Source organism: Pseudomonas sp. NPDC090755 (assembly GCF_044769005.1).
Classification (GTDB): domain Bacteria; phylum Pseudomonadota; class Gammaproteobacteria; order Pseudomonadales; family Pseudomonadaceae; genus Aquipseudomonas.
The window spans coordinates 70,487-94,858 of sequence record NZ_JBIVXC010000008.1 but is presented as its reverse complement, the minus strand read 5'-3'; the positions used below and the strand labels follow the sequence as shown (position 1 = coordinate 94,858).

15 protein-coding genes are annotated in these 24,372 nt (G+C 61.4%); 7 read left to right on the top strand and 8 right to left on the bottom strand.

Going from position 1 to position 24,372, the window contains the following annotated elements:
• Nucleotides 1-11 precede the first annotated feature (11 nt).
• Complete coding sequence (locus tag ACIQUS_RS14110) at nucleotides 12-7,529, bottom strand: SDR family NAD(P)-dependent oxidoreductase (RefSeq protein ID WP_403047902.1); 7,518 nt, start codon at nucleotides 7,527-7,529, stop codon at nucleotides 12-14.
• A 388-nt stretch (nucleotides 7,530-7,917) separates the two neighbouring features.
• On the opposite strand from ACIQUS_RS14110, the gene ACIQUS_RS14105 reads away from it, so the two are divergent.
• A complete protein-coding gene (locus tag ACIQUS_RS14105) occupies nucleotides 7,918-8,703 on the top strand; it encodes a sulfite exporter TauE/SafE family protein (protein WP_403047900.1) in 786 nt (261 codons plus the stop codon).
• Nucleotides 8,704-9,175: 472 nt separating this feature from the next.
• On the opposite strand, the gene ACIQUS_RS14100 is transcribed toward ACIQUS_RS14105, so the two are convergent.
• A complete protein-coding gene (locus ACIQUS_RS14100; protein ID WP_403047898.1) occupies nucleotides 9,176-10,300 on the bottom strand; it encodes an acyltransferase family protein in 1,125 nt (374 codons plus the stop codon).
• Between the two features lie 9 nt (nucleotides 10,301-10,309).
• Complete coding sequence (locus tag ACIQUS_RS14095) at nucleotides 10,310-11,479, bottom strand: acyltransferase family protein (protein WP_403047896.1); 1,170 nt, start codon at nucleotides 11,477-11,479, stop codon at nucleotides 10,310-10,312.
• Between the two features lie 347 nt (nucleotides 11,480-11,826).
• Here ACIQUS_RS14095 and ACIQUS_RS14090 point away from each other — a divergent pair, with 347 nt between their 5' ends.
• Nucleotides 11,827-13,824, top strand: coding sequence for an acyltransferase family protein (locus ACIQUS_RS14090; RefSeq protein ID WP_403047894.1), 1,998 nt, complete (start codon nucleotides 11,827-11,829; stop codon nucleotides 13,822-13,824).
• An 82-nt stretch (nucleotides 13,825-13,906) separates the two neighbouring features.
• Here ACIQUS_RS14090 and ACIQUS_RS14085 read toward each other — a convergent pair whose 3' ends face one another.
• Nucleotides 13,907-14,698: a hypothetical protein gene (locus tag ACIQUS_RS14085; RefSeq protein WP_403047892.1), complete on the bottom strand. Its 792-nt coding sequence runs from the start codon at nucleotides 14,696-14,698 to the stop codon at nucleotides 13,907-13,909.
• Nucleotides 14,699-14,711: 13 nt separating this feature from the next.
• Nucleotides 14,712-15,194 carry a hypothetical protein gene (locus tag ACIQUS_RS14080; protein WP_403047890.1) on the bottom strand — a complete coding sequence of 161 codons (483 nt, stop codon included), beginning with the start codon at nucleotides 15,192-15,194 and terminating at the stop codon, nucleotides 14,712-14,714.
• Between the two features lie 1,147 nt (nucleotides 15,195-16,341).
• On the opposite strand from ACIQUS_RS14080, the gene dusA reads away from it, so the two are divergent.
• The 3 genes from dusA to ACIQUS_RS14065 all read left to right on the top strand — a co-directional run bounded on the left by dusA (nucleotide 16,342) and on the right by ACIQUS_RS14065 (nucleotide 20,456).
• Nucleotides 16,342-17,352, top strand: coding sequence for a tRNA dihydrouridine(20/20a) synthase DusA (gene dusA, locus ACIQUS_RS14075; RefSeq protein WP_403047888.1), 1,011 nt, complete (start codon nucleotides 16,342-16,344; stop codon nucleotides 17,350-17,352).
• Nucleotides 17,353-17,474: 122 nt separating this feature from the next.
• On the top strand, nucleotides 17,475-18,401 hold the full coding sequence (gene tal, locus ACIQUS_RS14070; RefSeq protein ID WP_403047886.1) for a transaldolase: 927 nt from the start codon (nucleotides 17,475-17,477) through the stop codon (nucleotides 18,399-18,401).
• 150 nt (nucleotides 18,402-18,551) lie between these two features.
• Nucleotides 18,552-20,456 carry an alkaline phosphatase D family protein gene (locus ACIQUS_RS14065; protein ID WP_403047885.1) on the top strand — a complete coding sequence of 635 codons (1,905 nt, stop codon included), beginning with the start codon at nucleotides 18,552-18,554 and terminating at the stop codon, nucleotides 20,454-20,456.
• A gap of 38 nt (nucleotides 20,457-20,494) precedes the next feature.
• Here ACIQUS_RS14065 and rssC read toward each other — a convergent pair whose 3' ends face one another.
• From rssC to ACIQUS_RS14050, 3 genes are all read right to left on the bottom strand, one after another.
• Nucleotides 20,495-20,977, bottom strand: coding sequence for an anti-sigma factor antagonist RssC (gene rssC / locus ACIQUS_RS14060; protein WP_013971741.1), 483 nt, complete (start codon nucleotides 20,975-20,977; stop codon nucleotides 20,495-20,497).
• Entirely contained in the window at nucleotides 20,974-22,158 is a 1,185-nt protein-coding gene (gene rssB, locus ACIQUS_RS14055; RefSeq protein ID WP_285865631.1) for a two-component system response regulator RssB, read from the bottom strand. The genes rssC and rssB overlap by 4 nt, the downstream gene beginning before the upstream one ends.
• 313 nt (nucleotides 22,159-22,471) lie before the next feature.
• Nucleotides 22,472-23,179 carry a VacJ family lipoprotein gene (locus tag ACIQUS_RS14050; RefSeq protein WP_403047883.1) on the bottom strand — a complete coding sequence of 236 codons (708 nt, stop codon included), beginning with the start codon at nucleotides 23,177-23,179 and terminating at the stop codon, nucleotides 22,472-22,474.
• Between the two features lie 199 nt (nucleotides 23,180-23,378).
• Here ACIQUS_RS14050 and ACIQUS_RS14045 point away from each other — a divergent pair, with 199 nt between their 5' ends.
• Nucleotides 23,379-23,948, top strand: a complete 570-nt coding sequence (locus tag ACIQUS_RS14045; protein ID WP_403047881.1) for a phosphonoacetaldehyde phosphonohydrolase-related protein — start codon at nucleotides 23,379-23,381, stop codon at nucleotides 23,946-23,948.
• A gap of 124 nt (nucleotides 23,949-24,072) precedes the next feature.
• Nucleotides 24,073-24,336, top strand: coding sequence for a DUF4404 family protein (locus tag ACIQUS_RS14040; protein ID WP_403047879.1), 264 nt, complete (start codon nucleotides 24,073-24,075; stop codon nucleotides 24,334-24,336).
• Nucleotides 24,337-24,372: the final 36 nt, after the last annotated feature.

The window sequence follows — 24,372 nt, the reverse complement described above, 5'->3', positions numbered from 1 at the left end:
TCGGTCAGACATCATTCAATCAAACGGTCAGGGGCCGCAGCCGTGTCCGCAAGTTCCGCGTTCAGCTCGGCGATTTGTTCAGGGCTCAGCTCGCTGCCATGGCGGGCCAGCACGTTCGCAGCCAGGCTCGCCGACGCCGGGGCGTCAGCCGCCTCACCACGCAGCAGTTCCAGGATGCGCACGCTGAGCTTGTCGATGCTGGAGCTTTCGCTGAGCTCCATCACCGGCAGGCGAATGCCGAAGCGCTCTTCCAGCGCCACGACCAACTCGACACTCATCAGCGAGTCCAGTCCCAGCTCCTGCAACGGCCGCTGGGTGTCCAGGCGGGCCGCCGGCAGGCGCAGGATTTCACAGACTTCATGCTTGAGCAGCTCGACGAAACGCTCCAGCACCTGCTCATCGTCCAGCTCGGCGAGCAGGCGCTGGATGTCCTGGGCATCGCCCTCATCGTCCTGTTCGCCACCGTGGGCGCGGACCAGTTCGAGGAAGCGCGGGGTGGCGGCACTCGGCAGGAAGCGCGACAAGGCTTTCCATTCCAGCTCCAGCACGCCGATGCCGTCGTCGCCGGCCAGCAGCATCCGCTCCAGGTGCGCCAGGGCCACGTCAGCGCGCAGCGCTGCACCCCCCATGCGACTTTGCAGGGCATCCTTGATCTGCTCGTTGCGGGCCAGGAAGCCGACATCGTCGATGGCGCCCCACAGCACCGCCGTGGCCGCCAGGCCCTGGGCGCGACGATGGCGGGCCAGGGCTTCGAGCCAGTGGTTGGCCGCCACGTAGTTGGCCTGGCCCGGGTTGCCGAACAGGGTGGTGGCCGAAGAGAACATCACGAAGAAGTCCAGGGCCAGCCCGTGGGTCAGTTCATGCAGGTACTGCGCGCCCTTGGCCTTGGGCTCCAGCACACGCTGCAGCTGGCCGGCATCGAGGTTGCGGATCAGGCCGTCGTCGATCACCGTCGCGGCGTGCACCAGGCCGCGCAACGGGTAAGGCGTGGCGGCGATGCGTTCGAACACGGTGCGCAGTTGCTGCGGGTCGGTGATGTCACAGGCCAGCGCCTGCACATCGATGCCCTGGGCCTGCCAGGCGGCCAGGCTCGGCTGCGCCTCGACACTGGCTGGGCCGCGACGGCCGAGCAGCACCAGGTGCCGCGCGCCCTTGTCCACCAGCCACTGGGCCGTGCGCAGGCCGAAACCACCCAGGCCACCGGTGACCAGGTAGGTGGCCTGACCCTCGAGATGCAGGTGCTGCTGCGGCTGCTCGCGGGTGTCCACCCGTTGCTCGATCGGGTTGCCATAGGTCACCACGATCTTGCCGATCTGTCGCGCCTGCTGCATGTAGCGGAACGCCTCGACTACCTGGTTGGCATCGAATTCGCGGAACGGCAGCGGGTGCAGGATGCCTTGCTCGAACAACGCCATCATCTGCCCGAACAGGCGCCGGGTCAGCTGCGGGCGCTCGCTCATCAACTGGTCGGCGTCGATGCCGAAGTAGCTGATGTTGTTGCGGAACGGCCGCAGGCCGATGCGCGTGTTCTGGTAGAAGTCGCGCTTGCCCAGCTCAAGGAATCGACCGAACGGCTTGAGCACCCGCAGGTTACGGTTGATCGCTTCGCCCGCCAGGGAATTGAGCACCACGTCGACACCACGCCCGCCGGTCATCGCCAGGACTTCATCGGCATAGGCCAGGGAGCGCGAATCGAACACCTTGTCGACACCGAGCAGACGCAGGAAGTCGCGCTTCTCGTCGCTGCCGGCGGTGGCGTAGATCTCGGCGCCGCACCATTTGGCCACCTGGATCGCGGCGATACCCACGCCGCCGGCGGCGCCGTGGATCAGCACTTTCTCGCCCGGCTCCAGGCGCGCCAGGTAATGCAGGGCGTAATAGACGGTGAAGAAGGTACTGGGGATGGTCGCCGCCGCTTCGAACGACATGCCGTCGGGAATTCGCGCCACAGCGTTGGCGTTGGTCACCAGGCGGTTGGCAAAGCTGCACGGGCCGAAACCGACCACACGATCGCCCGGGGCGAAATCGCCCAGCACCTCGGCACCCTTGCCCTGCACCACGCCGGAGAATTCAAAGCCCAGGGTCGGGCCCGAGAAGCCGTTCTCGATGGCTTCGTCAGACAACAGGCCGAGGGCAAACATCACGTCGCGGAAGTTCAGGCCGGTGGCCCGTACGGCGATATCCAGCTCATCCGCCGCCGGCAGGCGCGGCTCCCGCACTTCCCAGCGCAGGTTGCGCAACTGGCCAGGCAGGTCGAAGCCCAGGCTGATGCGCTGATCGTCCGCGTCAACGGCGCGTGCCTGCTCCGCCAGCACGCGCAGGCGCGGCACGTAGCGCAAGCCGACTGCGCTGATGGCCATTTCGGTCTCAGCGTCGGCGTGCAGCAGGGCCGGAACCAGGCTGTCGATCGATGCGCCATGGGCCAGGTCGAGCAGACGGATCGGGCAACTGGCGGACTCGTTCGCCAGGGTCCGGCCAAAGCCCCAGAGCGCGGCGTCGGCGATGGCATCCACCGGCTGCGCGCTGTCACGGGTGTACAGGTGAGCGGCAGCGCCACGGGTCAGCAGCCAGCAGTTCGGGGTCAGGCCCAGCGACTCGCATGCCTGGACCAGGGTTGCGGCCTGCATGCAGCGCTCGCCCTGGACATCCAGGCCCTGGACGGTATCGAAGCCGGCCAGGTGCACGAGCTGCTGCGGCGGCTGATCCAGCGCAGCGAGCTGCTGCGCCAGCGACCGGGCATCACCTGGCACCAGCAGGCTGACCTGCTGGCCCTGCTCGCGCAGGCGACGGGCCAATTGCTCGGCGGCGCCCTGCCCGGCCTCGGCCAGCAAGGCCCAGTGTTCAGAGACGATCGGTGCCAGCGGCGCAGCGCTGTCCGCCGGCTTGCCAGCGAGCATCAGGTAACTGCCACAGCCATTGCCTGGCAGGGCTTCCAGAGTGTGGACCAAGGTCAGGCCATGACGTTGCAGTTCGTGCTGCCAGAAGCCTGGACGCTGCTGGCGCGACAAGGCCTGCTCGGGACCCGCCAGCCACCAGTCGGCCTGGGCACCGAAGACGAAATCGGCCCAGCGCGCCGGGTACTGCGCCAGCAACGCCAGTTGCCCATGGGGGTTGAGCTGGACCGAGACCTGGCGCAGCGCAGCGCCAATGCTGTCCAATGCCGCCAGGTCAGTCGGCACCAGCACCCAATCGTAGCGACCGGCAGCAGCCAGTTGATCGAAACCGAGGATTTCCAGCGCCGGGCACTCGTCACGCAGCATCTGCGCCAGTTCCGGCTCTTGCACGCAGTAGCTGTAGTCCACCCGGTCAAAATCGACAGCGGCATACAGCGACTCGGCAAAGGACGGCCCGCCAAAGCCGAGCTCCAGCACCCGCAGGCGTTGCCCGGTCGGCAATGCATCCAGGCGTTGGGCCAGGGTCTGGCGCAGGCCGGCGAGCAGACGTTGCTGACCGGCCGCGCCCAGCACCAGGCGCGCCAGGCTGGCGCCGCTGGTTTCCCGCGGCAGTAGTGCTTCAAGTGCCTGGCGACCGTCGAGCAGCGCCTGCAGGTGGCGACCGATACGGCCCACCGAGTGAATCAGCTGGAAATGTTCCGGGTAGCTCTGGAACAGCTCCTGCCAGATCGCCTCGGACGCCGGGCGCTCGCCTGCATCGGCAAGCTGCCAGCCACCCTCGTCATCACGACGCAGGCTGCCGTCTTCCAGGCCATGGCGCAGCAAGGTCGCCAGGTAGTCACCCGGCACTGCATCCTGCTGCGACCACAGGGCAACCTGTTCGGCACTCAGGCGGCCACCGGTCTGCTCGATCAAGTCGAGCATGAAACTCGAACACAAGGCATCGAGCAGCGGCTCGACCTCGTTGAGGTAGCGCACCTGCACCGGCTCATCGGCAAGGCCTTGCAGATGATTTGCCAGCGCCGTGCCGACCGGGGCTTCACGCAGCAGCGGCACGACCTGACCTGGCGCGGCGACGCCGACATGGGCCAGGTGCTTGATGTCGCCGGAGCGATCGCGCTGCAGGCGCACGCCACGGAAGCGCGCCTCCTTGATGCACAGCACCGCTTCGCCGTTCGCGTCGTACAGGACGAAATCCACCAGCAACGAATGCTCGGTGCGCTTGAGCTGGCAGACTTCGGCCAGGCACGGCACACCACCGTCGCGGGCAAATGCGATGCGCCCGAACTTGACCGGAATGAACGCCAGGCCCTTGTTGCGGCCCGGCTGGCTGACCAGCAGTTCGGTGATCAACTGGAAGGCACCATCGAGCAAGGCCGGGTGCAGGTGCAGCGACGCCAGCTCGGCGCTGATGGCGGCCGGCACACTCAATTGGGCCAGAATGCGCGCCGGCTCCACCCAGACGGCCGAGACGGCCTGGTAGGCCGGACCGTAGTTCAGGCCGACCGCTGCGGTCAGTGCCAGATGCTGCTCGGCGTTGAAGTCCGCCGGGCGGTGCGGCAGTGCCGGGGCACGACCGCCGAGCATCACCCCGCGCGCCTCGCCGGGCAGGCGCGCCACCACGTGCTGCACCCACTCTTCACGCTGGGCCAGGGTACGCGAGACGATGCGCAAGGTGCCGTCGGCTTCCTCGACGGTGACACGAATCTTCTTGCTGCCTTCGCTGCCGAGCAGCAGCGGGTTGTGAATTTCCAGCTCCTCGATGTCGACGAACTCACCCGGCTGGTGCAGCAGGGCCACGGCCAGGGCCAGCTCGGTGAAGCCGGCACCGGGGAACAGCACCGACTCGCCCACCTTGTGGTCGCCCAGGGTCGGAAACAGTTGGGTATCCAGGCGGTTTTCCCAGGCCAGGGCCCGATCGGCCAGCGCATAGCCCAGCAAAGGATGCACGCGCTCGCGCTGCAACAGGCCGGACGACTCGGGGCTGACCGGCAACTGGAAGCGGTCGCGCTGCCACGCATAGTTGGGCAGGCGCAGGTTGGCGCCGGCCACCGGGAAATGCGCCTGCCAGTCCGGCTCGACACCGGCGATCAGCAACTTGGCCAGGCAGCGCTCCAGCAATGCCGGGCTGTGGTCCTTGCGCAGCAAGGTGGCGATCACCTGGCCGGTCACCTCGCGCTGGGCCAGGGCATCGGTGATGTAGGTGCGCAGGATCGGGTGTGGGCCGACTTCGACGAACAGGTTGAAGCCCTGCCCCACCAGCGTATCCATCGCGCCCTGGAACAGCACCGGCAGGCGGATGTTCTGCCACCAGTAGCGGCTGTCCAGGCGCTCGCCGTCGAGCTCGCCGCCGACCACGGTGGAGTAGAACGGAATACGGCCGGTGCGCGGGCGGATGTGCGCAAGGTCGCTGATGACCTGCTGTTCGATCGGGTTCATGGCCGGCGAATGGAAGGCATAGTCCAGGGCCAGGCGACGGGCGAAGACCTGGCGCTCGCCGAGCACCTGCTCCAGCTCGCTCAAGGCTTCGATGCAGCCCGCCACGGTGGCGCCACGGGCGCTGTTTTCGCCAGCGATCACCAGATGCCCGTCCAGGCCAAGTTCCACCAGCACCGCAGCGGTGTCTTCACCCGACAGGCCCACGGCAGCCATCTGGCCATTGCCACGGGTCAGGCCCTGCAGGCGGCTGCGGTGGAAAATCACCTGGGTGGCGTCTTCCAGGCTCAGGGCACCGCAGGCCCAGGCCGCGGCGACTTCGCCAACGCTGTGGCCGATCACCGCCTGGGGATGCACGCCCTGCGCCGCCAGCACACGGGTGACGGCGACCTGCAACGCGAACAGCGCCGGCTGGGCGATTTCAGTACGCGCATAGCGGTCGTCACCGTTCTCGCCCATCAGTTCGGCACGCAGCGAGTAACCCGCCAGCGGCTGGAACAGCGCATCGACCTCGGCGACCGCGGCGTCGAACAGTGGATGACCGAGCATCGCCCGGCCCATGCCTTGCCACTGCGAACCGTTGCCGGAATAGACGAAGACAGGGCCCTGGACCTTGTCCAGCGCCTGCCCGGCCTCAAGCACCGAACTCAGCTCGCTGAGGCTCGGGTCCTGGGCATAGTCGGCCAGGGCCTGGGCGGATTCGGCCGGATCGGCACTGATCAACAGCAGGCGATGCGGGTGGGCATCACGGCGGAACATGGCCTGATAGGCGACGTCGTAGTAACGGGTCTGGGGATGCGCGGCCAGGTAGTCGGCAAAACGCTCGGCCGTGGCGCGCAGGCCTTCGGCGTCCTTGGCGCTGAGCAGCAACGGCAGCCGACGCGCCTGGTTTGGCGCAGCAGGCGCAGGTTGCGGTTCGGCGCTTTGCAAAATGACGTGGGCATTGGCGCCGCCAAAGCCGAACGAGTTGATACCGACCGTCAGTTGCCCTTCAGGCTTGAGCGCGCGCGGCTCGGTGACCACATCCAGGTTGAGGTCGGCAAAGTCGATCGTCGGGTTGAGTGCTTCGACACCGATGGTTGCCGGAACCTTGCGCTCGGCCAGGCAGTTGAGGGCCTTCATCAGGCCGGCAACGCCGGAGGCGGCTTCCAGGTGGCCGAGGTTGCTCTTGATCGAGCCGATCGGCAGCGGATTACCGGCGCCACGGGCCTGGCCCAGGGCCTCACCGATGGCGCGGGTCTCGACCGGGTCGCCGACCGCGGTGCCGGTGCCATGGGCTTCAAGGTAATCGAGTTGTGCAGGGTCGATGCCGGCCTTGGCATAGGCGCCCTTGAGCAAGGCGGCCTGGGCATCGGCGTTGGGCAGGGTCAGGCTGGACTTGCGGCCATCGGTATTGACCGCACTGGCCGCCACCACCGCCAGGATCGGGTTGCCATCGGCCAGGGCCTGGTCGTAGTCCTTGAGCAGGAACAGGCCTCCGCCTTCGGAACGGGCATAGCCATCACCGCTCTGATCGAAGCTGTGGCAGCGGCCGGTGCGTGAAAGCATCGACGCCTTGGCGAAGATCATGAAACCGAACGGGTGCATGTGCAGGCTGATGCCACCGGTCACGGCCTGGTCGATGTCGCCACAGAGGATTGCCTGGCAGGCCTGGTGAAAGGCCACCAGCGACGACGAGCAGGCGGTGTCGATGGCCATGCTCGGACCGCGCAGGTCGTAGAAGAACGACAGGCGGTTGGCAGCGATGCTCATGGTGTTGCCGGTGGCGGTGGCGCCATCGATCGAGGCCATGTCTTCGACCAGGCGATAGGCCTGCTCGACACTGGCAATCCCCAGGTACACGCCGCAGTTGCTGCCCCGCAGGCTCGACGGCTTGACCCCGGCGTTTTCGAAAGTTTCCCAGCACATTTCCAGCAACAGGCGTTGCTGCGGGTCCATCACCGCCGCTTCGCGCGGCGAGATATTGAAGAACCCGGCATCGAAGGCACTGACATCGCCCAGGCTGCCAGCGGCGAAGGTGTAGCTGGTGGCCGGGTTGGCTTTGTCCGGGTGCAGAAACTCGGCATGCTCCCAGCGCGAGGCGTCGACCTGGGTCACCAGGTCGCGCCCGGTCATCAGGTTTTGCCAGAAACTGCTGGTGGTGGAGCCAGGAAAACGGAAAGAACAACCAACAATTGCAACCTGTTTACGCTTTGTCAAAACCTATTCCTTTAAGAACCACTGGCACCGTCCCATCCTGCGGACAGCCGGCAAGCCTGGCCAATTCAACTTTGGCAGTCGTTAAACGTCATCGGTGGATCATGCTTGGTGCTGGAGATCACATTGCGGGCATCAAGGCCAAGGCAAGGTGTATGGCGTGCACGCCGCGTAGGAAACATCTTCAGACTTATCTGATTGGATAATACTCGGTCTGGATGATAAGGGAAAACCCCAAGCGGCGGTCAGCGAGCGAATGTCCGAACGCGGTCACACGACGGCCGTAGCCACCTAGAGTTATAACCTAATAACGAACTAGTCTATTTGGCTATAAAAAAACCTTTATGCTGGCTGCCATCCGATCACGGGCACGTTGGGCGTTAGGTTGACTATGGATGTAGGTTCTTTCGGCTTCACCATTGCAGGTCTGGTTGTAGGCTTCATCGTCGGCATGACCGGCGTCGGCGGCGGCTCCCTGATGACTCCGATCCTGCTGTGGTTCGGCATCAACCCGGCCACGGCCGTCGGCACCGACCTGCTCTATGCCGCCATCACCAAGGCCAGCGGCGTCTGGGTGCACGGCAAGAACAAGAACATCGACTGGAAGATCACCGGCTGGCTGACCCTGGGCAGCGTACCGGCCGCCGCCCTGACCCTGTGGTTCCTCAGCCGCCTGGACGCCGACACCCAGGCCGCCAACGCTATCATCAAGCAGGGCCTGGCCGTGGTGCTGGTGCTGACCGCCCTGGCCATCCTGTTCAAGAGCAAGCTGCAAGCCTTCGCCAACAAGCACGCCGGCGACCGTTGGCACCTCAACGGCAGAACGCTCAACCTGCTGACCGTGGTCACCGGCGTCATCCTCGGCGTCATGGTCTCGCTCACCTCCATCGGTGCCGGCGCCCTGGGCACCGTGGCGCTGTTCCTGCTCTATCCCTACCTGGTCACCCGTCGCCTGGTCGGCACCGAGATTGCCCACGCCGTGCCCTTGACACTGGTCGCAGGCCTGGGACATGCCAGCATGGGCAACATGGACTGGTCGCTGTTGGGTTACCTGCTGCTGGGCTCCTTGCCGGGCATCTACCTGGGCAGTCACCTGACCGGGCGCATTTCCGACGGCGTCCTGCGCCCTTGCCTGGCGGGTATGCTGTTGATGATTGGCTATAAGCTGGCGTTCTGAGTTCAATCGGAATGCGCCTACTTTGACGACCACCCAACCCTCCACACTTATCTTCCTCCCCGGCGCCTCGGGCAACACCGACTTCTAGCGCCCGGCCGCCCGGCAGCTCACCCACCCGGCGCGCCAGTTGCAGTCGGCTGGCCCAAGTTCGGCCCGCCCCCGGCCGACCCGCAGACGAATAGCCTGGATAACCTGGTCACCCACCTGCTGCCAGCCATCGACCACCCCACCACACTGGTGGCGCAGTCCATGGGCGGTATCGTTGCGGTGTGCGCAGCGCTCGAACGGCCCGGTGGCCGTGGGTGAGCACCTCGCCGGTCTGCTGCCCCGTGCGACCTTACATGTGCTGGCCGGCGCAGGACACGACTTGGGGAGCAGTCATGCGCCCGAGGTCGCGCAACTGTTTGACCGGCATATGGCGTAACCATCCTGCGCCCGGCAAACCGCGAGCGCAGCCCTCAACACCAGCATTTCAAGCCGTTTTTTTGCTGCCGGCTCGCTTCATGACGGAGCGCAATGCTGCATTCATGAAGGCCTTGTTCTCAACCCAACGGCTAAGCGACCAAGACGCGCCCAGTGAAACCACCACCACCCCGATGCTTACCATCAGCGAATTGACAATGGACCCGTAGGCAAATACCTGGAACACCCCAAGGGCGAACAGCATGATCGGGAAATGGATGACATAGAGGGTGTACGAGTAGCTCGCATGCTTGTGCAGGCAGGTCGAAAACCTCAACTTGCCGCCGAGCAACATCGCCATGAAACAGGCAAACCAGAGCCCCGAAACCACCCGGAACATGTTGATCTTTTCATAGATCACGTCGTTACCCGATGGATCACGCCAGAGGGCATCGGCCGTCACAGCGACCAGTGCGACACTCATTATCAGGAAGAGCCAGGTGTAAATCCGGCTATTCATTGCGGGGTGACGGTGGTGAATCAAGGCCAGCACAAGGCCGGAAAACCAGACAGGTGCGAGCAGGAAGAACAATGAGTTCCCATGGGTGACAAAAGCGGTAGCGGCCACAAGCAACAGCGCCAGCAGTTTCTTTCCAGGCCACAGGAAGATGGCGGCCGCTATCACGTAGTACCAGGCCTCTAACGACAGACTCCACAGCGGACTGTTCGCTGAGGGATTTTCTACCTTGAAACCATTCAGGAAGGTCAGTGCTCCCCAGATATCGGCTGTCGATGTCACAAACCCTGTGCGAATGAAATCGACACCCTCGATCGGCAGCAACGCATTGGAACCGGAAGGAAAGAAATGCGGGGCAATCAGACCAAGGAACAGCATCAATAGCAACGCTGCAATCAACGGCGGATAGAGTCGCAGCACGCGAGCCTTTGTGTAGTCGCCGATGCTGAAAACTCCATGCTTGCGAACATTGTTGCAGGCGGACTTGCCGATTAGAAATCCACTCAGCACAAAGAAAGCCATCACCGCAAATTGCGCCACCAGGACAACCAGGGTAAACCACGACCCCAGCGTTGGTAAAAGCAGAGTCTGGTAGGTATGACCCAGCAACACCGCAAAGGCTGCAAGTGCCCTGATCGAATCAAGTTGCTGTGACTGATCCTGCGTCAAGCGAGACATACAACTCCCCTACCCTATGTTCTTGTAGATTGCGGCGCTGGAGCGACCCGCCTCAAGCTTGTCGATCAACTTGCGACCCAGTGCGATGCCCGGCTTCTCGACAAAGCGATAGGTGAGCCACGAGACGCCAGCGGTCAACGTCAACACGAACAAGAAGAACAAGAGGCTGTTCAGATTCCCGCTTCCGAACAGGAGGTTGACCTGGGTGTTACCCAGGATCTTCAGCACAGCGATATGTACCAGGTACATGCTGAAACTCAACTTGCCGAGGAACACCGTCAGTCGATTGACCAGCAACACCGTGGGCCGGTAAGCAAGGAAGATCGAGAAGATGGCAAACATTCCACCTGCCACGACATGATGCTGGACAAACGTCTGGCCGGGACGCCAGAACTCCAGTAACAGCAACAGAAAAGCAGCGCCGCCCAGCAACAGGGTTTTCAGACCGACGGCCTGGTTTTTTACCAGGAACAGGTAGGCCATGATGCCCATGATGAAGACCGGGAGCTGGCTGAAGAAGTTGAAAAACGCAAAGCGTTCAATCAGGTAAGCCTGAGGCGCCTCGTAAGTAAAAATCATCGAGGAAAGCGGCGCGTTGAATTGCTGCAGCACGATACAGGCAATCAGAATGAACAACAGGTAAGAAAATTTGCGAACACACATCAGCAGTGGAAAAACCAGATAAAAGGTCATTTCCACCGCCACCGACCATCCGCCTGGAACCACTGAGTTGATGGTCTCAGGGTGAAAGCCATGGAGGAACAAGGCGGTCGTTGGAACGAACCACCAACTGATGCCATTGGGCGCAAAATAGGAGGCCGCAGTACCGTTCAGGATCAAAAACAAAACAATTGCCAGATAAAACATCGGCGCAATCCTGAACAACCTTCGCAGATAAAAACTGCGCACCGGATAGACATCCTTACCTTTACGGGCAACCCATGACATGCACAACGTAATGGCACTGGCGACATAAAAAAGCTGGACCCCACTTGCACCCTCGCCCATTACTGTCAGGAGCCAGGAACTCAAGGGCTTTACATATTGAGACGCATGAACAAGAACAACCAGCGTGATAGCGATACCTCGAATAGCATCAATATAGTCATATTTTTTTATATTTATTTCCGACATCAATATCACTCGCACCCAGGGAAATATCGCCGCGCCATTATCCACAAAAACCGTCCATTCGCCAGCTTATGGCCGAGCCATCCATCGTCGCCTCGCAAGCGCTGCGCGAGCGCCGTGCGCGGCCGAACTGCCGGGAGGAACACTGTGCCGCTCACACTGCAGCTGACGTGCCCCCATCCCCCACAATGCTGCCCCTTTCGGTCGCTGTCCGCCGACCGATCAGGCCATTGAGCCTAAAGACAATACTTATGACTCGTTCTCTCACAACCGCTCTGCCCACAAGCCAACATCCCCTGTAGAATCCCGCCACTTTCGACCCGTTCGAAGCGCCGCACCAGGACCGCATGCGTCAGCGGCAATGGAATCTATCGCGTTAGGAGCTCGTTCCAGTAATGACTTCGCTTAAAACTCAGAGTGCTCCGGTCACCGAAAAGCACCTTTCCCACCCGAAGTACAGGCCCGACATCGACGGCATGCGGGCGATTGCCGTGGGCTCCGTTGTCCTGTTTCACGCGTTCCCGGAGCTGTTGCCCGGGGGCTTCACAGGCGTCGATATTTTCTTCGTGATTTCGGGCTACCTGATTTCGACGATTTTGATGAAAAGTGCCGAACAAGGGACATTCAGCATCGGCGAGTTTTACTCGCGGCGTATTAACCGGATATTTCCTGCGCTGTTCCTGGTCATGCTGTGCAGCTATGCATTCGGTTGGTTTTCCCTCTTTACGAACGAGTTCCAACAGCTCGGCAAGCATATTGCCGGTGGCGCAGGATTCGTTGCCAACCTCGTACTGTTCAACGAGAGCGGTTACTTCGACACCGTCGCGGAAACCAAGCCCTTCCTGCACCTGTGGTCATTGGGTATTGAGGAGCAGTACTACATAGTCTGGCCGCTGGTTATCTGGGCCGCCTGGAAAAAGCGCTTCAATGTGCTTTACGTGGCTGTCCTTCTGTTCGCTGCATCGTTCATTGCCAACATCATGAACGTCCGCGAAAACCCGGCCTACACCTTCTACATGCCTCATACGCGGGCATGGGAACTGATCATCGGCTCGATCCTGGCTTACCTGCATTGCTTCCCTTCGAAACGATTCAAGAAGAACGCACTGCTGAGCAATGTGCTGTCTTTCGCCGGCCTGGGACTTATCGCCTACGGCCTGGCTACGGTTACCAAGGCTGATCAATTTCCTGGCTGGGTAGCCCTGTATCCCACCCTGGGCGCCGCCCTGGTGATTGGCGCAGGCCCCAACGCACTGCTGAACAGATTCGTCCTCGGCAATCGACTGTTCGTCTGGATCGGCCTGATCAGCTTCCCGCTCTACCTGTGGCACTGGCCCCTGCTGACCTATGCACGCATCATCGAGAACGGCACGCCCAGCGAGAGCTTCAGGACCGCCCTGGTTGTCGCGGCAGTAGTCCTGGCATGGATGACCTATCAGTTTGTCGAAAAGCCGGTCCGTAAAAGTCGCAACCGAAACAGCACTGCGGCCCTGGTGGCCTTGATGATTGGAGTGGGTGTTGCCGGCTACCTGAGTTACTTCTACAACGGCCTGCCATGGCGCAGCAGTATTCAGAAAACCATCGCTGTACAGGATCAATTTGTCGGTCCGGTCTGGAAATATGCCAGCAACGACCTTTGCCTGAACCGCTACCCCTACGCCGAACGCAAGGACTTCAGTTACTGGTTCTGCATGACCAACAAGGATGCACCTCCATCACTGCTGGTGTTCGGCAACAGCTATGCGAACCATCTTTATCCTGGCCTCGCCCAGAACCAGGACTTTGCCAATAACACCATCCTGAACATCGGCGCATGTGGTGTGGGCTCGCCGGACTACTCCGACAAGACCATCACCGGGGGTGCGGACCCTTGCACGGGTTATCGCCCAGGTCATCAGGAAGACCTGATTTTCGACATCATCAAGCAGTCGAACACGGTCAAATACGCACTTGTTGACGGGTTGATCAATACGCCCTACGGCGAGTTCTACATTTCTGTCGTGAAAAAGCGTATTGCCAGACTCATCGAGCAGAACGTAAAGGTCATCGTCTTTGTGCCACACATGACCTTCGACGTGGATGTACGCGGCTGCTTCACTCGCCCGCTGGTATCCGGAACTGCTGAAGGCTGTACATTGCCGATCGAGAAAAAACACGAGCTGGACGAACGCTTCAAGCCCATGAAGGACGCGATCCTCGCCGAATTCCCGCAGGTGAAGTTCTTTGACCAGAACCAACTGATCTGCGATTCCGGCAACTGCTCCATGGTGCTCGATGGCATGCCGGTGTTCCGCGACCAGTTCTATCATTACTCCGAGTACGCCAGCGACAGGATGAGTGAGTACTTTTCCGAGTGGGCGAAGGAGAATGCCCCCGATATCTTCACTCCTTGATTGAGGACGAGGGCCTGCTGCCGACAGCTCAGGCCCTCTTTGCTTTATGGGTTGCCCCCGTTGACAACCCTGCCCCGCCGGTTCAATGGCTCAAGTCCGCATATTGCTGTTGCAAGAATTGCTGATAGGGAAGCGACAGGTTGTTCTTCAGCACAAAGTCATAGGCATTCTTGTAGACGATGGCCCCTTCGGCAGCGTATTGCCCGCTCTCCAGGTTGGGGTTGCTGAGGATCTCATCGCGCTTGCGCTCGATGACCTCTTTGACATTCTTGATATAGAACTCGGCTTCTCGGCGGTCTTCCGTGCCCCAGAATTTCTCGACGTCATCCAGAAAGGCAGCATCGCTGATGACCGGCTCAAGATTGGCCGTGTCAAATGCCGACTGGCACAAATACGCCATGGCCAGATAATCCTTGGCCCGCGGATCGCCCGAGGCCTTCAGCGATTGATACAAGGCTGTTCTGGCGTTGTAATAAGGTGAGCTTTTTTGTTTCGAGTCGGCCTGATAATACAACATGGTGTTGCACTGGATCAGGTCACTGGTGATGCCTGCGTTATTACGCTCTTCGGAAATCCGGCTCATCATCAAGTAATTGATGATGTAGTCATTGGCTTCGGCATAGCGACCGGAAACGTACAAGGCGTGGCCAATCGACTTATAGTAACTGGTGCATGACCAGTAATAATCCCAGGACTCCTTGTTCTTGCTGCACACCTTCTGAGCCCGCGGGATCAACTGGTCGGCTATCGCGCCCGGACTGCCGGTGGAGGCCTCGATGGATTCGATTTCCCTCGTGCCATCCAGCGAACTGTACGACAAGCACCCGGCCTGCAAAGCAAACACCCAGGCGAGCGTCATCAGTTTCATGTTCATGTAAGCGCACTCCTCATTCGGCGGAACCGCCTTCGAACCAGCTGGCGTCCAGCCGCTCGGTCGATGCCCAGTACTTGTCGCGGGTGGTGAGGTATTTCCACCGCCGGTTTTCACACTTGTAGACGTACTTGCCATAGGACAGGACCGTGCCGTCGGCGTGGTAATTCAGGTGGGCCTCGTCACTGGGCCGGGTGAAATACTCGCAGGACTTTCCGGCGTAGTTTTGATCGGGGTCTTTTGGTTTGGGTGGAGGTGGCGGTTTGCTGGGGGTAAAGACGACCCTGGGCGCAGGATCGGGCACTGGAGGCGTGTTTGCGCGCCGTTGAAAGGTGGGCCCGTCAGACCAGGGGTTGAGCGATGGATCTTGCCGGGCCTTATTGAGCTGGTACTGCTTTTCCTGCTCCCGGAGCATAATCTCCTGCTGGAGCTGGCGTTGCTCTTCTTCCTGCTGGGCCCGGCGCTCATTATCGCTGTCTTCCAGCATCTGGATCAGCATTTCGCCGCCCTGCTGGATCGCTTGCGAGGTTGCGGCGTCGTTGCTACTGCTGTCGGAGCCTGAGTAACCACCCCCTGTGTTCGACCTGCACTGCACCGCCCCATCGCATCCGGATGCGGCGCTGGCGGTCGGGCTCCAACCTGAAGCGAGGACAAGCAGTGGGAATAGCACCGACGCGGTCAATCGGGCGAAAGGAAACACAACTCGGGAGGGCGGCCTCAGCCAGTTCGAAGTTGCCATTTTGCAACGCCTCCACAGGGGTGTTCTAAGTAGGCATAGACGGGAAAAACAGCAGCGTCAAATTGCCATACCGTTGAAACACCAGGAAGCCCAAGCAATTGACTCGTAATGGATTTTCAAAAAAAAAAATGACAGAAAACGTTTGCTTCATCGGATCGCCAAGCACGTCACGTTTACTGCAATAAGAAACAACCCTCTCCGTGACTAGGAGGACAGACCTGTTACCTATTTTCCTGGGGAATTTCACGATACAACCTGCTCCAATCCCACGTGACCGGTATACCCGGAAAATAATTCATTACCCCTTCCGCCCTCCCCTTTCTGCTTGCAGAAGGCAATGGTACAGTTTGCCGGCGCCAAGAAAGTGGCGGCGCAGCTATCTGCCTGGGCAGAATGGCTTTCGGATGTTGTTCGGTGAGCTGTATTGGTTTCTCCAGACAAAAATAATTACCCGCTCAAAAGCGGGCACAAGGAGAGTGACAATCGTTCGACCGACTCGATCACTCATCGGGTTCGGGACGGATACAGTTCAACGCACGACCTGCAGGCCGAAGAGGTGCCATCATGTGGTGGATTGTTGCTGCCCTAATCATCACTGTGCTCATTGCAATTCCGGTAGTGACCATTTTTCTAATTGGCCGACGAATAAAGAAGTGCGAGGACTACGATTGATCGGCAGGGCACCGATTGAATGAAACAAGGGTACAAATTCGTTTTCTGGACGTACCCCTCCCGCCTCCAGTTCCATAAAAATGCCAAAACAGCACCGGATTCAGGCATTTCACTCTTCCGTCGCTTTACTCAAGCATTGCCGAGCGGCTTGCAGGCGCACGTCTGAAGCTCTTGATAGAATGGAGACCTGTCGCGCCAAGCGCCCCTGAAACCGCTACGACCCACGTTGAACGAAATGCCCCCAGAATCCGCCTCAACCCCAGTAAACACGCGCCCCGAGCCCTCCCGCCGCTTTTCCGTGGCGCCGATGATGGATTGGACCGACCGTCACTGCCGCTTCTTCCTGCGCCTGCTTTCCAGCAACGCCCTGCTCTACACCGAAATGGTCACCACCGGCGCCCTGCTCCACGGTGACACCGAACGCTTCCTGCGTCATGACGAGACCGAGCATCCGTTGGCGCTGCAGTTGGGCGGCAGTGTGCCAGCGGATCTGGCAGCCTGCGCCAGACTGGCCGAGCACGCCGGGTACGATGAGGTGAACCTCAATGTCGGCTGCCCGAGCGACCGGGTGCAGAATAATATGATCGGCGCCTGCCTGATGGGGCATCCGGCGTTGGTGGCCGATTGTGTCAAGGCGATGCAGGATGCGGTGCAGATTCCGGTGACGGTCAAGCACCGCATCGGCATCAATGGCCGCGACAGTTATGCCCAGCTGTGCGACTTCGTCGGTCAGGTGCGCGATGCCGGCTGCCGTAGCTTCACCGTGCATGCGCGCATTGCGATTCTCGAAGGCCTGTCGCCGAAGGAAAACCGCGAGATCCCCCCCCTGCGCTACGACGTGGCGGCGCAGTTGAAGGCGGACTTCCCCGAGCTTGAGATCATCCTCAACGGTGGCATCAAGACCTTGGCCGAGTGCCAGGAACACTTGCAGACCTTCGACGGCGTGATGCTCGGCCGCGAGGCCTATCACAACCCGTATGTGCTGGCCGAGGTCGATCAGCAGCTGTTCGCCAGCCAGGCACCGGTGATCAGCCGCAGCGAGGCGCTGGCGAGACTACGCCCCTACATCGCCGCGCACCTGGCGTCGGGCGGCGCCATGCATCACGTGACCCGGCATATCCTCGGCCTCGGCCAGGGCTTCCCGGGGGCGCGCAAGTTCCGCCAATTGCTTTCGGTGGATATCCACAAGAGCACCGATCCCCTGGGCCTGCTCGACCAGGCCGGCGAGCTGCTGCAAGGGCGCTAGTGCCGGAACCTGTGCCGGCTTCGACACTCGAAGGATTATCCTTGCCCCGCCTGCCAGCCAGCCCTTGAGCGGCTGGCGGCGCTCGGGTAATGTCGATTCATTGCACAGGACAGAGCACACCCATGACCTCCAAGCTGGAACAACTCAAGCAGTTCACCACCGTGGTTGCCGACACTGGTGATATCGATGCCATCAGCCGCCTGAAACCGGTCGACGCCACGACCAACCCTTCCCTACTGCTCAAGGCCGCGGCCATGCCCGGTTATGCCGATCTACTCGATCAGGCAGTACAGGGCAGCAAGGGCGACCTGGGCCTGGCCTGCGATACTTTTGCAGTGTCGGTGGGCGCAGGGATTCTCAAGGTGATTCCAGGGCGTATTTCCACCGAGGTGGACGCCCGCCTGTCCTTCGATGTACCGGCCCTGCTGAACAAGGCGCGCCAGTTGATCGGGCTGTACGAACAAGCCGGTATCGGTCGCGACCGGGTGCTGATCAAGCTGGCCTCGACCTGGGAGGGCATCCGCGCCGCCGAGACGCTGGAGAAGGAAGGCATCCAGACCAACCTGACCCTGCTGTTCTCCTTCGCCCAGGCCCAGGCCTGCGCTGACGCCGGGGTGTTCCTGATTTCGCCGTTCGTGGGGCGCATCTACGACTGGTACAAGAAGTCCACCGGCAAGGAGTATGTGGGCGCCGAGGATCCGGGCGTGCAGTCGGTGACGCGGATCTACAACTATTACAAGGCCAACGGTTACAACACCGTGGTGATGGGGGCGAGCTTCCGCAACATCGGCCAGATCGAACAACTGGCCGGCTGCGATCGCCTGACCATCAGCCCCGAGTTGCTGCAACAGCTGAGCGATGACCAGGGCGAGTTGCCGCGCATCCTCAAGCCGGGCAACCCCGGTGAGCCTCGCCAGCAATTGACCGAGGCACAGTTCCGCTGGGCCTCCAACGAAGACGCGATGGCCACCGAGAAGCTGGCCGAAGGCATTCGCCAGTTTGCCCGGGACCAGGAGAAGCTCGAGGCGCTGCTGGCCGCAATGGCCTGATACAAATCCGGGTTGCCGGTGCTGGGAGGAATGTGGAGCATTTCCCGGAATTTTGGCGGCCTTAGGGGCCTCATCGCGGGTCAAGCCCGCTCCTACTTGTAGGAGCGGGCTTGACCCGCGATGCTTTTGACTTTGCTTTCAGAGATGTTGATGTCTGAATCTTCCGCGTTGCCAGCAGTACTGGCCGGCCCCGTGCTGCGCCGCCTCGAATCACAACGGATGGTGTTCTGGCTGGTGGCTTCACAACCCCTGCAGCCAGCGCTGGAACTGAGCTGTGCCGACATCGCCACGCAAATGGATTGCACCATCGTCCCCGTCGGCCGCCAGGCTTTCGTCCACCTGCTCGACATCACCCTCGGCAGCCCGCTGCCTTGCGACCTGCAGATCGACTACGACCTGATCCTGCAAAGCGCCGAAGGTGCACAAGGCATCGCCCAATGGGCCCCACACCTGCTGTACGCTGGTGCCCAACGACCGAATTTCGTCCTGCATTCACGTCTTGGACAGGTGCTCCACGGCTCCTGTCGCAAGCCGCATCACCCGGCTGCGGACGGCCTGCTGTGCGCCGATCGGCTGTTGCTGCAGCACACCGATCCAGCGGCGCGCCCTGCCCTGTTGATGATGAGTGGCGACCAGGTCTATGCCGACGACGTCGCCGGCCCCATGTTGCGCGCCATCCATGCGTTGATCGACCGCCTGGGGCTGTTCGACGAGCAGTTGCAAGGTGCTGTGGTCCAGTCCGCCAGCGCGCTCTACCGGCACCCCGCCAGTTACTACCACCGCGCCGACCTGCTGCCGGCCCTGGAGAGCAATGAGACCCTGCGCGAGCGCTTTTTCGGCGGCGCGCGCAAGCCGATCTTCACCAGCAGCAATGCCGAAAACCACCTGGTGACCTTCGCCGAGGTCATGGCCATGTACCTGCTCGTCTGGTCGCCAGTGCCCTGGCGCCTGATCGCGCCACAGATGCCAGCGGGGCTCACGACCCAGCGACAAGAACGCTACCGGCAGGAGCAACAGCTGATCGACGGCTTCGTCAGTGGCCTGGGCGGCGTGGCCAGGGTGCTGGCCCATCTGCCGAGCCTGATGATCTTCGATGACCATGACATCACCGATGACTGGAACCTGTCGGCGCAGTGGGAAGAAACCGCCTACGGCCACCCCTTTTCCAAACGCATCATCGGCAATGCCCTACTCGGCTACCTGCTGTGCCAGGGCTGGGGTAACGACCCGGATGCCTGCCGGGCACTGGCGCTCAAGTGCCGGGACTTGGGCCAGGGCGCACTGGAGGACCAGGGGCTGGATGCGCCGCGCCAGGATGCACTGGTCGATGAAGCATTGCGTTTTCAAGGCTGGCAGTTCGTCCTGCCCAGCAATCCACCCTTGCTGGTACTCGACACCCGCACCCGCCGCTGGCGTAGCGAAACCCACCTCGGCAAACCGTCCGGCCTGCTCGACTGGGAGGCCCTGAGCGAGCTGCAACAAACCCTGCTCGACCACCCTTCGGCGATCATCGTGTCGCCGGCGCCGATCTTCGGGGTCAAACTGATCGAATCGGTGCAGCGGGTGTTCAGCTGGCTGGGCTATCCGTTGTTGGTCGATGCCGAGAACTGGATGGCCCATCGCGGCGCCGCCCAGGTCATCCTGAACATCTTCCGACATTCACGTACGCCGGGGCATTACGTGATTCTCTCAGGTGACGTTCATTATTCCTTCGTCTACGAAGTGCTGATCCGCCACCGCCAACGCAGCCCGCACCTGTGGCAGATTACTAGCAGTGGTATCAAGAATGAGTTCCCAAAGCGCTTGCTGGATACCTTCGATCGTCTCAACCGCTGGCTGTATTCGCCCCGCTCGCCCTTGAACTGGTTCACCAAGCGCCGGCAGATGGAAGTGATCCCGCGCACACCCAGCCACAGTCAGACCGGAGAGCGCTTGTGGAACAGCGCAGGCCTGGGCCAGGTGTTTTTCAATGAGCAAGGGCAGCCGCAGCGGATTTTCCAGCTCAATGCCAACGACGCGCCGGCGACGGAGTTTCCGCCAAGGGCCAACGATTAGTCGGGAAGGCAGGCGCCCCGCGGCGCCTGAGGGCAAGGTCAGGTGCGCTCTAGGGCGTTGACCAGGTCGTGGAAGGCTTCGCGGTTAGAATCGTTCAGGCCCATGAGGATCTTGTGCGCTTCGAGCACCTTGGAACGCACCACGTCCTCGTTCTGGTCCTGGGACGGCAGGTCGGTCAGGCACTCAGGGCACGGGATCGGCCGGTCGACGATGTTGAACACCTGGTCGAAGCCCATGGACTGCAGCAACCGGGAAATGTCCGGATTGGTGGTCACCACGGTCGGCAACAGGCCGACCTTCTGCCGCGACAGGATCGAGAGCTTGGCCAGCAAGCCCAGGGTGGTGCTGTCGATGCTTTCGGTTTCGGTCAGATCGATGACGATCGCCGAGAAATTCAGCGCCGTGAAGATCTTTTCAATAGTCGCATCCAGCGCCGAACACAACGTCAGACGCACTTCACCGACAAACTTGAGAACGAACGTGCCGCTCTGCTCGGCGAACTGGATTCTACCCGTACTCATTGAAGGTTCCTGCTCAACACCAATAGGGCGATATCATCCGGCATCTCCCCAAGCGTAGCCAATCCGAATCGTTGGCGCAGCCCATCCAGGCTACCCCCTGCGGCCTTGATGATCTCAGGCAGGGCCGCTTCTTTATCTTTGAGTGTGTCCCCGGGCAAAAGGTCCAGAATGCCATCAGAGAGCAAGGTCAGGCTGAACTGGGGCGGCAACTCCAGGACGTGGTCCTGGTAGGTGGCCTCTTCGAACAGCCCGACCGGCAGCCCGCGGCCTTCCAGGTAGCGGCTCTGGCCCGGGGTATAAAGGACCGGCAACGGCAGGTGGCCGCCGATGCTGTAGGTCATCAGACCCGTGTCTTCGTCGATCACGCCGCCGACCATGGTCACATGCTTGCCCAGCTTGCAGTTGATCAGGCCGCGGTTGATGTGCCCGAGCACTTCCGACGGCTTGAACTCACGCAGCTTGCCACCGCGCTTGAACTCGAAAAGCAGGCGGGTGGTCATGAACTTCAACAGCACGGTGACGAACGCCGAAGAGGCGCCATGACCGGAAACGTCTGCCAGGTAGAACGCCACACGACGTTCATCGACCCGGAAATAGTCGGCAAAGTCGCCCGACAGGTACAGGGACGGAATGATCTGGTGCTCGAACGACAGGTCGTCGGCCACCCAGGGGCTTTCCGGCAGCATGTTCATCTGCACCTGACGCCCGGCGGTCTGGTCTTCCTGGAGCAGGTGCAGGCTGGCTTCCAGTTCGCGGTTGGCGGTTTCGAGCTTTTCCCGGTAACGCTGGTTTTCCAGCACCAGGTAGGCCCGATCCAGCGCCCGGCGCACCGAGTGCTCCAGCACCGCGAGGTCTTCCAGGGGCTTGATCAGGTAATCAGCCGCACCCAGGCGCAACGCTTCCACCGCATCGTTCATCACCCCGGCACCGGACACCACGATCACCGGTAATTCGGGGGCGCGCTCGGTCACCTGGCGAATCAGCTCCAGGCCGCCCATTTGCGGCATGCGCAGATCGCAGATCACAAGGTCAGGCTTTTCCTGTTCGAAGACCTGGAGCCCCTGCAGGCCGTTACTTGCCTGCAGGACATTGAAACCACTGTCTTCAAGGTAAGCAGCGAGACTCGCACGCACGACGTCGTCGTCATCGATTATCAGCAGCGTTGCACTGTTTTTCTGCATGTGGGCAAACGGCGCCAGAATTAGGTTGGCGTAGGCGGCTCGCAAGGCGGTGAGCACGCGTACTGGATTCGCTTCTAGCCACTCTACTATGAGTTGTAGGACAAGACAGGTTGTCCGGCAACCAGCAGAGGTGCCCTGTAAGGCGCAGACGGTACTCCCATCCGCCAGGCGTTTCAAGGGTGGGCCGATGCTCGCCGCTGCTCTTTGCGAGCTAAAGCACAGGTAGTTATAAAAACCCTTTCAGTAGCAACCTAATGGAATGCTATAGGTAAGAAAAAGGCGACCCTGAGGTCGCCTTTTTCATGTGCAACGATCAGAAGTCGTCTTTGACTTCACCATCCTTGACCTTGAACTCGCGGTTCTGCAGGTAGGCGTTGCGAATGAACACGTACTTGTCGCCGCTGATCAGCTTCTCGCTCGACAGCAGGTTGGCGCGGGTATCGACCACATCCACGGCGAGCGCGGTGTTGCGGGTCGGCACGTGATCGATGTAGCGGTAGGGTTCGGTGTAGGTGTCCGGATACTTGGCGATGGCGTCGCGCACGGTGCTCGGGCCGAGCAACGGCAGCATCACGTAAGGGCCGCTGCCTACACCCCAGTAGCCCAGGGTCTGACCGAAGTCTTCGTCGTTGCGCTGCAGCCCCATCTGGGTGCCGACGTCGAAGAAACCGGCCAGGCCGAAGGTGGTGTTGACGATCAGCCGCGCGGTATCGACGCCTGCTGCATGGGGCTTGAGCTGCAGGATGTTGTTGGCCAGGTTGGTGACATCACCCAGGTTGCGGAACATGTTGTGGATGCCGTCTTCGAGGAACTGCGGAGTGACCGCCTGGTATCCCTTGGCCAGCGGCTTGAGCGCGTAGGTATCGACCGTGTCGTTGAAGCGGAAGATCGGGCGGTTGATGCTCTCCCAGGGATCGTCCTCGGTGGCCGCCTGGGCCGCACCCAGGGGTGCCAGCAACAGGCCGGCACAGACACAGGCCCGGGTCATCCGATCGATCACGCCTGCTCCGTTCCTACGCATAGAGTTACTCCTCAACAGTCACTGCGGCAGTTGCTGTGCGACTGCTCGCCAAAAAAGGAAACAAGTATAAAGGGTCTTCTGTTGAGAAGCAGCCTGACACAAATCAGGTAACTAATTTGTGAACATGTATTACGCAAGGACGTAATCGGACCGTCATACGCCGAGAGTAACCTGCAGGTTATTTTTCAGGGACGTTGCCATGCCAGACTCGCCCGCCCTTACCGCTCTGCTGTTCGGCCCGCGTGGCTGCCTGGTCGAAGCGGGTCCCAGCCCGCACACTGCGCAGCCCACGCCCGGCGCCTTGCAGGCCCTCGACTGGCTGCACCGCCAGCAGGTGCCCTGCGCCTGGCTGGACGAAGTGTCCGCCGCCGATGCCGATCACCTGGCAAGCCCTCTTCCCGGCTGGCTGATGGCCCTGCATGGCGGTGCCACGCCCTGGCCGGCGCCGGACGCCTGTTGGCAGGCCCTGATGGCCCTCAAGACCCATACCCTCGACGGTTGCGTGCTGGTCAGCGGTGAGCCGCGCCTGCTGCAATCGGGCCTCAATGCCGGCCTGTGGACCATCGGCCTGGCCACCTGCGGCCCATTGTGCGGGGTCGACAGCCAGCAGTGGCAGTCGCTCAGCCCGCAGGAGCAGGAGCGCAAGCGGGGCCAGGCGACCCTGCAATTGTTCGCCCTGGGCGTACATTCGGTGATCGATCACCTGGAATCGTTGAGCGACTGCCTGGCCGACATCGCCCAGCGCCGCCTGAAAGGTGAAAAACCCTGACACAGGGCCGTTGATCCCGGTCATGCAAAGCGCCGTGCGGTGGATTACTCTAGAAGGCGAGGTATGGACCTTTCATTTGCTGCCGGGGTCCATGACTGTGCCTATTCATAGAGGGAGACCACCCATGCCTGCCCGCGAACTGCAAAAGCAACTCGACACCTTGCGCGAGCAACTGGACCAGACTCCGCCGCTTTCCCTGGAAGAGCGCGAGCATCTGCAGGAATTGATGCAACAAATCGAGGCAGAAATGAAGCTCGAAGCCGCAACCCCGGACAACAACCTGGTCGATGGCGTCAACCTTGCGGTGGAGCGGTTCGAAGTCGATCATCCCGGCCTGACCGCCACCTTGCGCAATATCGTCCAGAGCCTGCAGAGCATGGGCATCTGAAGCCCCACGGCAGGTCATGCAACAGTGCCTGATGGC

Excerpts from the sequence above, each read along its gene's own strand:
- ACIQUS_RS14105 (WP_403047900.1), top strand. The coding sequence starts at position 7,918 with ATGGATGTAGGTTCTTTCGGCTTCACCATTGCAGGTCTGGTTGTAGGC.
- ACIQUS_RS14100 (WP_403047898.1), bottom strand. The coding sequence starts at position 10,300 with ATGTCTCGCTTGACGCAGGATCAGTCACAGCAACTTGATTCGATCAGG.
- ACIQUS_RS14090 (WP_403047894.1), top strand. The coding sequence starts at position 11,827 with ATGACTTCGCTTAAAACTCAGAGTGCTCCGGTCACCGAAAAGCACCTT.
- ACIQUS_RS14085 (WP_403047892.1), bottom strand. The coding sequence starts at position 14,698 with ATGAACATGAAACTGATGACGCTCGCCTGGGTGTTTGCTTTGCAGGCC.
- ACIQUS_RS14080 (WP_403047890.1), bottom strand. The coding sequence starts at position 15,194 with ATGCTGATCCAGATGCTGGAAGACAGCGATAATGAGCGCCGGGCCCAG.
- dusA (WP_403047888.1), top strand. The coding sequence starts at position 16,342 with ATGCCCCCAGAATCCGCCTCAACCCCAGTAAACACGCGCCCCGAGCCC.
- tal (WP_403047886.1), top strand. The coding sequence starts at position 17,475 with ATGACCTCCAAGCTGGAACAACTCAAGCAGTTCACCACCGTGGTTGCC.
- ACIQUS_RS14065 (WP_403047885.1), top strand. The coding sequence starts at position 18,552 with ATGTCTGAATCTTCCGCGTTGCCAGCAGTACTGGCCGGCCCCGTGCTG.
- rssC (WP_013971741.1), bottom strand. The coding sequence starts at position 20,977 with ATGAGTACGGGTAGAATCCAGTTCGCCGAGCAGAGCGGCACGTTCGTT.
- rssB (WP_285865631.1), bottom strand. The coding sequence starts at position 22,158 with ATGCAGAAAAACAGTGCAACGCTGCTGATAATCGATGACGACGACGTC.
- ACIQUS_RS14050 (WP_403047883.1), bottom strand. The coding sequence starts at position 23,179 with ATGCGTAGGAACGGAGCAGGCGTGATCGATCGGATGACCCGGGCCTGT.
- ACIQUS_RS14045 (WP_403047881.1), top strand. The coding sequence starts at position 23,379 with ATGCCAGACTCGCCCGCCCTTACCGCTCTGCTGTTCGGCCCGCGTGGC.
- ACIQUS_RS14040 (WP_403047879.1), top strand. The coding sequence starts at position 24,073 with ATGCCTGCCCGCGAACTGCAAAAGCAACTCGACACCTTGCGCGAGCAA.